The following is a 13356-nucleotide window of genomic DNA, read 5'->3' on the forward strand; positions in this document are numbered from 1 at the left end:
CCTTCAAGTGCGGCCGGCTCAGGCCCAGCCGAGCGCGGCGAGCGTCATGTCGATCAGCTTGATGAACGGGAACGGCAGCAGCACACCGCCGAGGCCGTACACCAGCAGGTTGCGGCGCAGCAGCGACGCCGCGCCGAGCGGCCGGTAGGTCACGCCCTTCAGCGCGAGCGGAATCAGCGCGACGATGATCAACGCATTGAAGATCACCGCCGACAGGATCGCGGACGCCGGCGACGTCAGATGCATGATGTCGAGCACGCGCAGTTGCGGATAGGTCGTCACGAACGCGGCCGGGATGATCGCGAAGTACTTCGCGATGTCGTTCGCGATCGAGAACGTGGTGAGCGACCCGCGCGTCATCAGCATCTGCTTGCCGATCTCGACGATCTCGATCAGCTTGGTCGGGTTCGAGTCGAGGTCGACCATGTTGCCGGCTTCCTTCGCCGCCTGCGTGCCGGTGTTCATCGCGACCGCGACGTCGGCCTGCGCGAGCGCCGGCGCGTCGTTGGTGCCGTCGCCCGTCATCGCGACGAGGCGCCCAGCCGCCTGATGCTCGCGAATCGTCGCGAGCTTGGTTTCCGGCGTCGCTTCCGCGAGGAAATCGTCGACGCCCGCTTCCGCCGCGATCGCCGCGGCCGTCAGCCGGTTGTCGCCCGTCACCATCACGGTCTTGATGCCCATCTTGCGCAGTTCCGCGAAGCGCTCCTTGATGCCGCCCTTCACGATGTCCTTCAGCTCGATCACGCCGAGCACGCGCGCCGCCCCGTCCTGCAGGTCGGCCACGACGAGCGGCGTGCTGCCGCGGCGCGCGACGTCGTCCACCGCGCGGCGCACTTCTTCGGGGAAGCGGCTGCCGTGGGTTTCGACGTAGCGGCGGATCGCGTCGGCCGCGCCCTTGCGGATCTCGCGGCCGGGCAGGTCGACGCCGCTCATCCGCGTCTGCGCGGAAAAACCGAGGAACGTCGCGTGCAGTTGCGCCATGTCGCGCTGGCGGATGTTGAAGCGCTCCTTCGCGAGCACGACAATGCTGCGCCCTTCCGGCGTTTCGTCCGCGAGCGACGACAGTTGCGCGGCATCGGCCAGTGCTTCCTCGGTCACGCCCGGCGCCGGCACGAACGTCGACGCCTGGCGGTTGCCGAGCGTGATCGTGCCGGTCTTGTCGAGCAGCAGCACGTCGACGTCGCCGGCCGCTTCCACCGCGCGGCCCGACGTCGCGATCACGTTCGCCTGCATCATCCGGCTCATCCCGGCCACGCCGATCGCGGACAGCAACCCGCCGATCGTCGTCGGGATCAGGCACACGAGCAGCGCGACGAGCGCGGTGATCGTCACCACGTGGCCGGCCTTCATCGCGTCGACCGAGAACATCGAGAACGGCAGCAGCGTCGCGGTCGCGAGCAGCATCACGATCGTCAGCGCGACGAGCAGGATCGTCAGCGCGACCTCGTTCGGCGTCTTCTTGCGCTTCGCGCCTTCGACCATCGCGATCATCCGGTCGAGAAACGCCTCGCCGGGGTTCGCGGTGACCTTGACGACGATCCAGTCGGACAGCACGCGCGTGCCGCCCGTCACCGACGAGAAATCGCCGCCCGATTCGCGGATCACCGGCGCGGATTCGCCGGTGATCGCCGACTCGTCGACCGACGCGACGCCGTCGACGACCTCGCCGTCGGCCGGGATCACGTCGCCGGTCTCGACCAGCACCACGTCGCCCTTGCGCAGGTCGGACGCGGTCGTGATGCGGATCGGCGACTTCGGATGCGGCTCGTTCAGCTTCTTCGCCATCACGTCCTTCTTCGCGCTGCGCAGCGACGCGGCCTGCGCCTTCGAGCGCCCTTCGGCGAGCGCTTCGGCGAAGTTCGCGAACAGCACGGTGAACCACAGCCACAGCGTGACCGCGAGGATGAAGCCCGCGGGCGCCTCGGCCTGGCCGGCGAGCGCGGCGATCCACAGGATCGTGGTGAGGATGCTGCCGACGTACACGCAGAACATCACCGGGTTGCGGAACTGCGTGCGCGGCGTGAGTTTCTTGAACGAATCCACGATCGCCGGGCGCAGCAGCGCCGGATCGAACATGGACCGTGTTGCGGAATGTTGAGTCATTGCGATCTCTTCAAGCTCTTCAGTCTTTTCAATGTGTCGCCATGCGGGCGCGCGTCACGCGCCCAGCCACATCATCAGGTGCTCGACACCCGGGCCGAGCGCGAGCGCCGGCACGTAGGTCAGCGCGCCCACCAGCAGCACGGTGCCGAGCAGCAGCACGACGAACAGCGGGCCGTGGGTCGGCAGCGTGCCGCTCGTCACCGCGATGCGCTTCTTCGCGGCGAGCGAGCCTGCGATCGCCAGCACCGGCACGATCGTGCCGAAGCGGCCGAACCACATCGCGATCGCGGTCATCCAGTTGTAGAACGGCGTGCCGACCGTCAGGCCCGCGAACGCGCTGCCGTTGTTGTTCGCGGCCGAGCTGAACGCATAGAGGATTTCCGAGAAGCCGTGCGGGCCCGGGTTCGCGATGCCGGCCTTGCCCGCGTCCGCCAGCACCGCGATCGACGTGCCGACCAGCACGAGCAGCGGCGTGAGCAGCACGACGATCGACACCATCTTCATCTCGTACGATTCGATCTTCTTGCCGACGTATTCCGGCGTGCGGCCGATCATCAGGCCGGCGACGAACACCGCGAGCAGCGCGAACACGAGCATCCCGTAGAGGCCCGAGCCGACCCCGCCGAAGACCACCTCGCCGAGCTGCATCAGCAGCATCGGCACGAGGCCGCCGACCGGCGTCAGCGAATCGTGCATCGCGTCGACCGCACCGCACGACGCGGCCGTCGTCGCGACCGTGAAGATGCCGGTCTGCGCGATCCCGAAGCGGGTTTCTTTGCCCTCCATGTTGCCGCCCGGCTGCAGCGCGCCGGCCGACTGGTCGACGTGCAGCGCGGCGAGCGTCGGGTTGCCGGCCTGCTCGGCGCTCACCTCGACGCCGGTCGCGACCGCGAACGCGACCGTCATCGCCGCGAGCACCGCGATGCCCTGCCGGCGGTCGCCGATCATGCGGCCGAATACCAGGCACAGCGCGGCCGGGATGATCAGGATCGCGAAGATCTCGATGAAGTTCGCGAACGGCGTCGGGTTCTCGTACGGGTGCGCGGAGTTCGCGTTGAAGAAGCCGCCGCCGTTGGTGCCGAGCATCTTGATCGCTTCCTGGGAAGCTACCGGCCCCATCGCGAGCGTCTGCTTCGTGAGCGGGGTCGGCACCGTGACGGCGTTACCCTTGTCGTCCTTCACCGGGTTGCCCTGCGCGTCGAGCTTCGGCGCCGCATACGTGCTCGCCTGCAACACCGGCACGTCCTGGTACGCCTTCATGTTCTGCAGCACGCCCTGGCTCATCAGCAGCGCGGCGACGAGCGCCGCCATCGGCACGAGCACGTACAGCGTCACGCGCGTGAGATCGACCCAGAAGTTGCCGATCGTCTGCGCGGTGTGGCGCGCGAAGCCGCGGATCAGCGCGATCACGACGACGATGCCGGTCGCCGCCGACAGGAAGTTCTGCACCGTCAGGCCGAGCATCTGCGACAGATAGCTGACGGTCTGCTCGGGCGTGTAGTCCTGCCAGTTCGTGTTGGCGACGAAACTGACGGCCGTGTTGAACGCGCCGTCGGGCGTCATCGCGCCGAACTGCTGCGGGTTGCCGGGCAGGAAGCCCTGCAGGCGCAGCAGCGCATAAAGGAACAGCACGCCGAGCGCGTTGAATGCAATCGTCGCGACCGTGTACTGCTTCCAGTTCATTTCGGTGCCCGCGTCGACGCCGGCGATGCGGTACAGCGCGCGTTCGAGCGGCCCGAACACGCGCACGACGCGCGAGCTGCCGTCCATCACCGCGCTCAGGTAGCGCGCGACCGGTACGGCCGCCGCCAGCAGCACGACGATGAACAGCCCCATCTGCAACAGGTTGTTCGCGTTCATTCGATGTCCTCCGCGCGCAGCAGCGCAAAGACGAGATACGCGAACAGCAGGGCCGTCGAGGCGCCCGCCAGCCAAAGCATCCAGGTCATGCCCGCCCCCCGCGACCGTATTGCACGAGCTTGTCGCAACCGGCAAGCAAACCGAGGATCAGCGCGGTGAAGAGCACCAGTGCGCCGATGAAAACCCCATCCATTTTTTGTTCTCCGTCGTCGAAATCGGACGACTAGAACCTTATGGGAACGCGCGTAAAGGGCGGGTCAAAGGTATCGGGGCGGGTGTAAAAAACGCGTAAACGCGTACAGCGGGAACAGTGGACGGGACGTCGGACAGGCCGGAAGACAGGAGGCAGGACGGGCGGCCCGCCGGCGCCGCCCGGGATGTGCCGGCGTGACGCCGGCACGAGAAAGGATGCGTCAGGGAACCAGGATCGTCGAGCCGGTGGTCTTGCGTGCTTCGAGATCGGCATGCGCGCGGCCGACTTCGGCAAGCGGATAGCGCTGGTTGATGCTCGTCTTCACCTTGCCCGACAGGATCACGTCGAACAGCTCGGCGGCCGCGGCTTCGAGATCGGCGCGCTTCGCGATGTACGAGAACAGCGTCGGTCGCGTGAAGAACAGCGAGCCGCGCGACGAGAATTCCTTCGAGTCGATCGGCGGCAGCGGCCCCGACGCATTGCCGAAGCTGACGAAGTAGCCGAGCGGCGCGAGGCTGTCGAGCGAGCCGATATAGGTGTCCTTGCCGATCGAATCGTAGACGACCGGCACGCCCGCGCCGTTCGTGATCTCTTTCACGCGCTGCGTGAAGTTCTCGCGCGTGTAGACGATCGGATGATCGCAGCCGTGCGCCTTCGCGAGCTCGGCCTTCTCGTCGGAGCCGACCGTACCGATCACGGTCGCGCCGAGCGCCTTTGCCCACTGGCACACGAGCAAGCCCACGCCGCCGGCCGCCGCATGGATCAGGATCGTGTCGCCGGCCTTCACCGGGTACGTGCGGCGCAGCAGATAGTGCGCGGTCAGGCCCTGCAGCATCACCGATGCCGCGTCGTCGTAGCTGATGCCGTCCGGCAGCTTCACGACGCGCTCGGCCGGCATCACGCGCTCCTGCGCATACGCGCCGGGCGGCTGGCCGACGTAGGCGACACGGTCGCCGGCCTTGAACGCGGTCACGCCGTCGCCGACGGCCGTCACCTCGCCCGCCGCCTCCATCCCGAGGCCGGCCGGCAGCTGTTGCGGATACAGGCCCGTGCGGAAATACACGTCGATGTAGTTGAGCCCGACCGCGTGCTGCCGGATGCGGACTTCGCCCGCCTTCGGCGCGCCGACCTCGACATCGACCCACTTCATCACGTCCGGGCCGCCCGGCTGGTCGTAACGGATTGCTTTCGGCATCGTTTTGCTCCTCTTCTGTCTGTCAGTCAGGGAAATCCGGGGCGCCGATGCGCGCGCCGCACCGATTCGTGCGAGTGCCGGCAGGCGCGCGTGGCGACGCACGATTCTCGCGCGTCGGCACCGTTCGTGCATGGCCCTGCCGCCGGCAGGGACAATCGGCCGATGCCCGCGCCTAGCAAACGTCCTGCATGTTCCGCGCCAGATCGTCGAGCAGCATCCGCGCGGTCGCGACGTTGGTCGCGACCGGCACGTCGTGCACGTCGCATGCGCGCACCAACGCCGTGATGTCGGGGTCGTGCGGCTGTGCGGTCATCGGGTCGCGCAGGAACACGACGATGTCGACGCGGCCGTCGGCGAGTTCCGCACCGATCTGCAGGTCGCCGCCGAGCGGCCCCGACAGCTTGCGCTCGACCTCGAGCCCGTGCGCGGCGGCGATACGGCCGCCCGTCGTGCCGGTCGCGACCAGCCGGCATTGCGCGAGCGTCTCGCGATACTGGCCCGCGAGCGCGACGATCTCGTCCTTCTTCGCGTCGTGCGCAATCAGTGCGATGCGGGGTTTGCTCATCTCCAGTTCCTTCGTCGTTCGGTTGTTGTCGTCGTGAAGCGAAAAGCGCGGGTCAGAACGTACCCGGATACGCGCCGCCGTCGAGCAACCAGTTCTGCCCGGTAATGTAGCCGGCGTGCACGCTGCACAGGAACGCGCAGGCCGCGCCGAACTCGGCGCGCGTGCCGAGGCGCCCGGCCGGGATGTCCCTGGTGCGCCGCGCGCGCATCTCGTCGACCGTCACGCCCTGCGCCTGCGCCGACGCGGCGAGCGTGGTCGCGATCCGGTCGGTGTCGAACAGCCCCGGCAGCAGGTTGTTGATCGTCACGCCCTGCCCCGCGACCTTGCGCGACAGCCCCGCGACGAAGCCGGTCAGCCCCGAGCGGGCGCCGTTCGACAGCGCGAGCACGTCGATCGGCGCCTTCACGGCCGAACTCGTGATGTTGACGATCCGGCCGAAGCCGCGGCCGATCATCCCGTCGAGGGTCGCGCGGATCAGCTCGATCGGCGTCAGCATGTTCGACTCGAGCGCACGGATCCAGTCGCCGTGCGAGAAGTCGCGGAAGTCGCCGGGCGGCGGGCCGCCGGCATTCGTCACGAGAATGTCCGGCTGCGGGCACGCGGCGAGCGCGGCCGCGCGGCCGTCCGGCGTCGTGATGTCGCACGCGACCGCCGTGACCGACACGTTCGCGCCGGCGCGGATCTCTTCCGCGGTTTCCTCCAGTGTGTCGCGCGTGCGCGCGACGATCACGAGGTTCACGCCCTCGGCGGCCAGCGCTTCCGCGCAGCCGCGCCCGAGGCCCTTGCTGGCCGCGCACACGAGCGCGGTCTTTCCTTCGATGCCGAGATCCATCGTCGTTTCCCTGGTGGCGCGCGTGCCGGCACGGGCCCGCGTGGCCGCCGGCGGCGGGCAAACGGGCGTGCGCGGCACGCGGATTGTCGTGAGACGTCGATAATATCCGGATCGCGCGGCGCGCCTTGGTAAAATTGCGGCCATGAGCGGCGGCCGGCTCATGGCCGCCGCCGCCCCCGATCCCCTTTTGCCGCCAAGGCACCCCGTCATGAAACAGGACAGCCGTTTCCCGAACCTCTTCATCACCGATCACCCGCTGATCCAGCACAAGCTCACGCACATGCGCGACAAGGACACGTCCACGCGCACGTTCCGCGAACTGCTGCGCGAGATCACGCTGCTGATGGGCTATGAGATCACCCGCAACCTGCCGATCACGACCAAGCGGGTCGAAACCCCGCTGGTGGCGGTCGACGCGCCGGTGATCGCCGGCAAGAAGCTCGCGATCGTGCCCGTGCTGCGCGCGGGCATCGGGATGTCGGACGGCCTGCTCGACCTGGTGCCGTCCGCGCGCGTCGGCCACATCGGCGTGTACCGCGCCGAGGACCACCGTCCGGTCGAATACCTGGTGCGCCTGCCGGACCTGGAAGACCGCATCTTCATCCTGTGCGACCCGATGGTCGCGACCGGCTATTCGGCCGTGCATGCGGTCGACGTGCTCAAGCGCCGCAACGTGCCGGCCGCGAACATCATGTTCGTCGCGCTGGTCGCCGCGCCCGAGGGCGTGCAGGTGTTCCAGGACGCGCACCCCGACGTGAAGCTGTTCGTCGCGTCGCTCGACTCGCATCTGAACGAACACGCGTACATCGTGCCGGGCCTGGGCGACGCCGGCGACCGCCTGTTCGGCACCAAGAACTGAGCGCACCGGGCGTCGGGCGCCGCCATGCCGCGCGTCCCGGCGCGCCGCGACGGCCGCCCCGGCCGTTCGGCCATGCGCGGCGGCCCCGAAGCGGCGGTCGCCGCGTGATAAAATCACGATCCACTCGACACGCGCGGCCCCGCGGCTTCATGCCCGCCGAAACGGCCGCCGATTCAACGACACACTGAAACAATCGCCCGCGCTGCGCGCCCGGGCACGGAGAAAGGTATGGCTGGTCATTCGAAATGGGCCAACATCAAGCATAAGAAGGCTGCGGCCGACGCGAAGCGCGGCAAGATCTGGACCCGCCTGATCAAGGAAATCCAGGTCGCGGCGCGCCTCGGCGGCGGCGACGTCAACTCGAACCCGCGCCTGCGTCTCGCGGTCGACAAGGCAGCCGACGCGAACATGCCGAAGGACAACGTCAAGCGTGCGATCGATCGCGGCGTCGGCGGCGCGGACGGCGCGAACTACGAAGAAATCCGTTACGAAGGCTACGGCATCAGCGGCGCGGCGATCATCGTCGACACGCTGACCGACAATCGCACCCGCACGGTCGCGGAAGTGCGCCACGCATTCTCGAAGTTCGGCGGGAACATGGGCACCGACGGCTCCGTCGCGTTCATGTTCGATCACGTCGGCCAGTTCCTGTTCGCGCCCGGCACGTCGGAAGACGCGCTGATGGAAGCCGCGCTCGAAGCCGGCGCGAACGACGTGAACACGAACGACGACGGCTCGATCGAGGTGCTGTGCGACTGGCAGGCGTTTTCCGCGGTGAAGGACGCGCTCGAAGCCGCCGGCTTCAAGGCCGAACTCGCCGAAGTGACGATGAAGCCGCAGAACGAAGTCGAATTCACCGGCGACGACGCGGCGAAGATGCAGAAGCTCCTGGACGCGCTCGAGAACCTCGACGACGTGCAGGACGTGTATACAAACGCCGTCATCGTCGAGGAATGAGATGCCGGCCGCCGCGCGCAGCGTTGCGACGGCGGCCCGACCGATTTCGCGGCCGGCGCGCCTGAGCGTGCCGGCCGCCCTGTTTTCTAGTCTGCGGGGAATCCCATGAAACTACTCGTCGTCGGTTCCGGCGGCCGCGAACATGCGCTGGCGTGGAAGCTCGCGCAATCGCCGCGCGTCCAGATGGTCTACGTCGCGCCCGGCAATGGCGGCACGGCGCAGGACGAGCGTCTGAAGAACGTCGACATCACGGCGCTCGACGAACTCGCCGATTTCGCGGAGCGCGAAGGCGTCGCGTTCACGCTCGTCGGGCCGGAAGCGCCGCTCGCGGCCGGCATCGTCAACCTGTTCCGCGCACGCGGCCTGAAGGTATTCGGCCCGACCCGCGAAGCCGCGCAGCTCGAAAGCTCGAAGGATTTCGCGAAGGCGTTCATGAAGCGCCACAACATTCCGACCGCCGACTACGAAACCTTCTCCGATGCGGCCGCCGCCCACGCGTACATCGACGCGAAGGGCGCGCCGATCGTCGTGAAGGCCGACGGCCTCGCGGCCGGCAAGGGCGTCGTCGTCGCGATGACGCTCGAAGAAGCGCATGCGGCCGTCGACATGATGCTGTCGGGCAACAAGCTCGGCGATGCCGGCGCGCGCGTCGTGATCGAGGAATTCCTCGATGGCGAGGAAGCCAGCTTCATCGTGATGGTCGACGGCAAGCACGCGCTGGCGCTGGCTTCCAGCCAGGACCACAAGCGCCTGCTCGACGAGGATCGCGGCCCGAACACCGGCGGCATGGGCGCGTATTCGCCCGCGCCGATCGTCACGCCGCAGATGCATGCACGCGTGATGCGCGAGATCATCATGCCAACCGTGCGCGGGATGGAGAAGGACGGCATCCGCTTCACGGGCTTCCTGTACGCGGGCCTGATGATCGACAAGGACGGCAATCCGCGCACGCTCGAGTTCAACTGCCGGATGGGCGACCCGGAAACGCAGCCGATCATGGCGCGCCTGAAGAGCGATTTCTCGAAGGTCGTCGAGCAGGCGATCGCAGGCACGCTCGACACGGTCGAGCTCGACTGGGATCGCCGCACCGCGCTGGGCGTCGTGCTCGCCGCGCACGGCTACCCGGACGCGCCGCGCAAGGGCGACCGCATCAACGGCATCCCGGCCGAAACCGAACAGGCCGTGACGTTCCATGCGGGCACGACGCTCGCCGACGGCGACAAGCTCGTGACGTCGGGCGGTCGCGTGCTGTGCGTGGTCGGCCTCGCCGATTCGGTGCGCGAAGCGCAGCAGCATGCGTACGACACGATCAACCAGATCAATTTCGAAGGCATGCAGTACCGCCGCGACATCGGCTTTCGCGCGCTCAACCGCAAGAGCACGTGACGTCGCAATCGCCGCCCCGCGCCCGCGCGGCGGCGGCCCCTCTGCCGGGGTTCGATAGAATGCCCGGCAGATGCTTTTTTTACGGCCCCCGCGTCAGGCGGGGGCCGCCAGTCCAGACATGACCGATTCGACCTACGACGTGGCGCGTGTGCGCACGTACCTCCAGAGCCTGCAGACCCGGATCGCCGACGCGCTCGGCGCGCTCGACGGCACGCCGCTCGCGACCGACACGTGGCAGCGCGGGCCGGCCGAACGCCTGCGCGGCGGCGGCTGCACGCGGATTCTCGAAGGCGGCCGCGTGTTCGAACGCGCGGGAATCGGCTTTTCCGACGTCGCGGGCGACGCGCTGCCGCCGTCGGCGAGCGCGGCGCGCCCGCAGCTCGCGGGCCGCGGCTTCGAGGCGCTCGGCGTGTCGCTGGTGCTGCACCCGCGCAATCCGTACTGCCCGACCGTCCACATGAACGTGCGGATGCTGATCGCGACGAAACCGGGCGAGGCGCCCGTGTTCTGGTTCGGCGGCGGCATGGATCTGACACCGGTTTACGGCTTCGAGGACGACGCGCGGCATTTCCACCAGACCTGCAAGGACGCGCTCGACCCGTTCGGCGCCGAGCTCTACCCGCGCTTCAAGCAATGGTGCGACGAATATTTCTTCCTGAAGCACCGCAACGAGACGCGCGGCATCGGCGGGATCTTCTTCGACGACTTCTCGGAGCCCGGTTTCGAACGCTCGTTTGACCTGATGCAAAGCGTCGGCGATGCGTTCCTGAACGCTTACCTGCCGATCGTCGAGCGCCGCACCGAGCTGCCGTACGGCGAGCGCGAGCGCGACTTCCAGGCCTACCGCCGCGGCCGCTACGTCGAATTCAACCTCGTGTTCGACCGCGGCACGCTGTTCGGCCTGCAAAGCGGCGGCCGGACCGAGTCGATCCTGATGTCGATGCCGCCGGTCGCGAACTGGCGCTACAACTGGCAACCCGAGCCGGGTTCGCCGGAAGCGCGCCTCTATAGCGACTTCCTCGTGCCGCGCGACTGGGTCTGAGCCCGCGCGTGCCGCTGCCCCAACGAAAGGACGCGTTTCTGGACACCACCGCCCGCCCCGCCCCGCTGCCGCGTCGTATCGGCTTGCTGGGCGGTACCTTCGACCCGATCCACGACGGCCATCTCGCGCTCGCGCGCCGGTTCGCCGAACTGCTCGACCTGACCGAACTCGTGCTGCTGCCCGCCGGGCAGCCGTACCAGAAGCGCGACGTGTCGGCCGCCGAGCACCGGCTCGCGATGACGCGCGCGGCGGCGGATTCGCTTGTGCTGCCGGGCGTGACCGTGACCGTCGCCACCGACGAGATCGAGCACACCGGCCCGACCTACACGGTCGAGACGCTCGCGCGCTGGCGCGAGCGGATCGGCCCGGATGCATCGCTGTCGCTGCTGATCGGCGCCGACCAGCTCGTGCGCCTCGATACGTGGCGCGACTGGCGCACGCTGTTCGACTACGCGCACATCGGCGTGTCGACGCGCCCGGGCTTCGAGCTCGGCGCGGCGCCGCCGGACGTCGCGCGGGAAATCGCCGCGCGGCAGGCCGGCGCCGACGTGCTCAAGGCCACGCCGGCAGGCCGCCTGCTGATCGATACGACCCTTTCGTTCGACATCGCCGCGACCGACATCCGCGCGCACCTGCGCGAATGCATCGCACGCCATGCGCAAATGCCCCACGCATCGGCCGAACATGTGCCGGCCGCCGTATGGGCCTATATTCTTCAACATCGCCTCTACCATTCCTGAATCCATGGATATTCGCAAACTGCAGCGCGTGATCGTCGACGCCCTCGAAGACGTCAAGGCGCAAGACATCAAGGTGTTCAACACCAGCCACCTGACCGAACTGTTCGACCGCGTGGTCGTCGCCTCGGGCACCTCCAACCGCCAGACCAAGGCGCTCGCGTCGAACGTGCGCGACAAGGTCAAGGAAGCCGGCGGCGACGTCGTCAGCTCCGAAGGCGAGGACACCGGCGAATGGGTGCTGGTCGACTGCGGCGACGCGGTCGTGCACATCCTGCAACCGGCGCTGCGCCAGTACTACAACCTCGAGGAAATCTGGGGCGACAAGCCCGTGCGGATGAAGCTGGGCGGCGGCAAGGGCAATGGCTTCGCCACGGCGAGCGAAGACGACGAGGAAGAGGAAGAAGCGCCCGCACGCCCGGCGCGCAAGACGGCCGCCCGCCGCCGTTGAGCCGTCACGCGTCTGTCGATGAAGCTTTTCATCCTCGCGGTCGGTCACAAGATGCCCGGCTGGATCGCATCCGGCTTCGACGAATACACGAAGCGGATGCCGCCCGAACTGCGCATCGAGTTGCGCGAAATCAAGCCTGAACTGCGTTCGGGCGGCCGCAGCGCCGAAAGCGTGATGGCCGCCGAGCGGCAGAAGATCGAGGCCGCGCTGCCGAAGGGCGCGCGCCTCGTCGCGCTCGACGAGCGCGGCCGCGACTGGACCACGATGCAGCTCGCGCAGGCGCTGCCCGGCTGGCAGCAGGACGGCCGCGACGTCGCGTTCGTGATCGGCGGCGCCGACGGGCTCGATCCGGACCTGAAAGCACGCGCCGACGTGCTGCTGCGCATCTCGAGCATGACGCTGCCGCACGGCATGGTGCGCGTGCTGCTCGCCGAACAGCTTTACCGGGCGTGGAGCATCACGCAGAATCACCCCTACCACCGCGCATGACGTGTCGTCCTCGAGACGCGCGCCGGGCGCGCTCAACGAGATAACGACACCATGCCGTCCAGCACGTCCCCCGCGCTTTTCCCGATCCTTTACCTCGCTTCGCAAAGCCCCCGCCGCCAGGAGCTGCTGCTGCAGATCGGCGTACGCTTCGAGCTGCTGCTGCCGCGCCCCGACGAGGACGCCGAGGCGCTCGAAGCCGAACTGCCCGGCGAAGCCGCCGACGCGTACGTGCGGCGCGTGACCGTCGCGAAGGCCGAGGCCGCGCGTGCGCGTCTCGTCGCGAGCGGCAAACCGGCCGCGCCGGTGCTCGTTGCGGACACCACGGTGACGATCGACGGCGCGATCCTCGGCAAGCCGGCCGACGCCGACGATGCGCTCGCGATGCTCACCCGCCTCGCGGGCCGCGAACACGAAGTCCTGACCGCCGTCGCCGTGATCGGTGCCGACGGCGAACTGCTGCCGCCCGCGCTGTCGCGCTCGTCGGTACGCTTTTCGAACGCACCGCGCGACGCATACGTGCGCTACGTCGAAACCGGCGAGCCGTTCGGCAAGGCCGGCGCGTACGCGATCCAGGGCCGCGCGGCCGAATTCATCGAGCGAATCGACGGGTCCCATTCAGGTATCATGGGTCTGCCCCTTTTTGAGACTGCCGCGCTGCTGCGTACCGCACGCGTCGCCTTCTGAACC

14 protein-coding genes are annotated in these 13356 nt (G+C 68.3%); 8 read left to right on the forward strand and 6 right to left on the reverse strand.

The window, feature by feature from the left end; all coding sequences use genetic code 11:
- Positions 1–18: 18 nt before the first annotated feature.
- The 6 genes from kdpB to AP428_RS09090 all read right to left on the reverse strand — a co-directional run bounded on the left by kdpB (position 19) and on the right by AP428_RS09090 (position 6748).
- Positions 19–2103, reverse strand: a complete 2085-nt coding sequence (kdpB, locus tag AP428_RS09060; RefSeq protein ID WP_054928023.1) for a potassium-transporting ATPase subunit KdpB — start codon at positions 2101–2103, stop codon at positions 19–21.
- Positions 2104–2157: 54 nt separating this feature from the next.
- Entirely contained in the window at positions 2158–3963 is a 1806-nt protein-coding gene (kdpA, locus tag AP428_RS09065; protein WP_054928024.1) for a potassium-transporting ATPase subunit KdpA, read from the reverse strand.
- Positions 3960–4052 carry a K(+)-transporting ATPase subunit F gene (gene kdpF, locus AP428_RS09070; RefSeq protein ID WP_006752209.1) on the reverse strand — a complete coding sequence of 31 codons (93 nt, stop codon included), beginning with the start codon at positions 4050–4052 and terminating at the stop codon, positions 3960–3962. Before kdpF ends, kdpA begins: the two co-directional genes overlap by 4 nt.
- Positions 4053–4376: 324 nt before the next feature.
- Positions 4377–5351, reverse strand: a complete 975-nt coding sequence (locus AP428_RS09080; RefSeq protein WP_054928025.1) for a quinone oxidoreductase — start codon at positions 5349–5351, stop codon at positions 4377–4379.
- Positions 5352–5523: 172 nt separating this feature from the next.
- Positions 5524–5916, reverse strand: coding sequence for a methylglyoxal synthase (locus tag AP428_RS09085; protein ID WP_006478230.1), 393 nt, complete (start codon positions 5914–5916; stop codon positions 5524–5526).
- Positions 5917–5968: 52 nt separating this feature from the next.
- The gene (locus AP428_RS09090) at positions 5969–6748 is read right to left on the reverse strand and encodes an SDR family oxidoreductase (protein ID WP_054928026.1); all 780 of its coding nucleotides are present in this window, start codon (positions 6746–6748) and stop codon (positions 5969–5971) included.
- A 208-nt stretch (positions 6749–6956) separates the two neighbouring features.
- Here AP428_RS09090 and upp point away from each other — a divergent pair, with 208 nt between their 5' ends.
- The 8 genes from upp (at position 6957) to AP428_RS09130 (ending at position 13353) form a co-directional block, all read left to right on the forward strand.
- Positions 6957–7607 (forward strand): uracil phosphoribosyltransferase, encoded by a 651-nt coding sequence (gene upp / locus AP428_RS09095; RefSeq protein ID WP_006478229.1) that lies wholly within the window; start codon positions 6957–6959, stop codon positions 7605–7607.
- A gap of 228 nt (positions 7608–7835) precedes the next feature.
- Positions 7836–8564 (forward strand): YebC/PmpR family DNA-binding transcriptional regulator, encoded by a 729-nt coding sequence (locus AP428_RS09100; RefSeq protein ID WP_006478227.1) that lies wholly within the window; start codon positions 7836–7838, stop codon positions 8562–8564.
- Positions 8565–8669: 105 nt separating this feature from the next.
- Positions 8670–9950: a phosphoribosylamine--glycine ligase gene (gene purD, locus AP428_RS09105; RefSeq protein ID WP_011694339.1), complete on the forward strand. Its 1281-nt coding sequence runs from the start codon at positions 8670–8672 to the stop codon at positions 9948–9950.
- Between the two features lie 118 nt (positions 9951–10068).
- Positions 10069–10992, forward strand: a complete 924-nt coding sequence (hemF, locus tag AP428_RS09110; RefSeq protein WP_054928027.1) for an oxygen-dependent coproporphyrinogen oxidase — start codon at positions 10069–10071, stop codon at positions 10990–10992.
- An 8-nt stretch (positions 10993–11000) separates the two neighbouring features.
- Complete coding sequence (locus tag AP428_RS09115; RefSeq protein WP_054928028.1) at positions 11001–11732, forward strand: nicotinate-nucleotide adenylyltransferase; 732 nt, start codon at positions 11001–11003, stop codon at positions 11730–11732.
- Between the two features lie 4 nt (positions 11733–11736).
- A complete protein-coding gene (gene rsfS, locus AP428_RS09120) occupies positions 11737–12180 on the forward strand; it encodes a ribosome silencing factor (protein WP_006484266.1) in 444 nt (147 codons plus the stop codon).
- Between the two features lie 18 nt (positions 12181–12198).
- A complete protein-coding gene (rlmH, locus tag AP428_RS09125) occupies positions 12199–12669 on the forward strand; it encodes a 23S rRNA (pseudouridine(1915)-N(3))-methyltransferase RlmH (RefSeq protein ID WP_006478222.1) in 471 nt (156 codons plus the stop codon).
- Between the two features lie 51 nt (positions 12670–12720).
- Complete coding sequence (locus AP428_RS09130) at positions 12721–13353, forward strand: nucleoside triphosphate pyrophosphatase (RefSeq protein WP_006478221.1); 633 nt, start codon at positions 12721–12723, stop codon at positions 13351–13353.
- Positions 13354–13356: the final 3 nt, after the last annotated feature.

Origin of the sequence: Burkholderia sp. E168m22 (assembly GCF_001319805.1) — a bacterium.
Lineage (GTDB): Bacteria > Pseudomonadota > Gammaproteobacteria > Burkholderiales > Burkholderiaceae > Burkholderia > Burkholderia orbicola.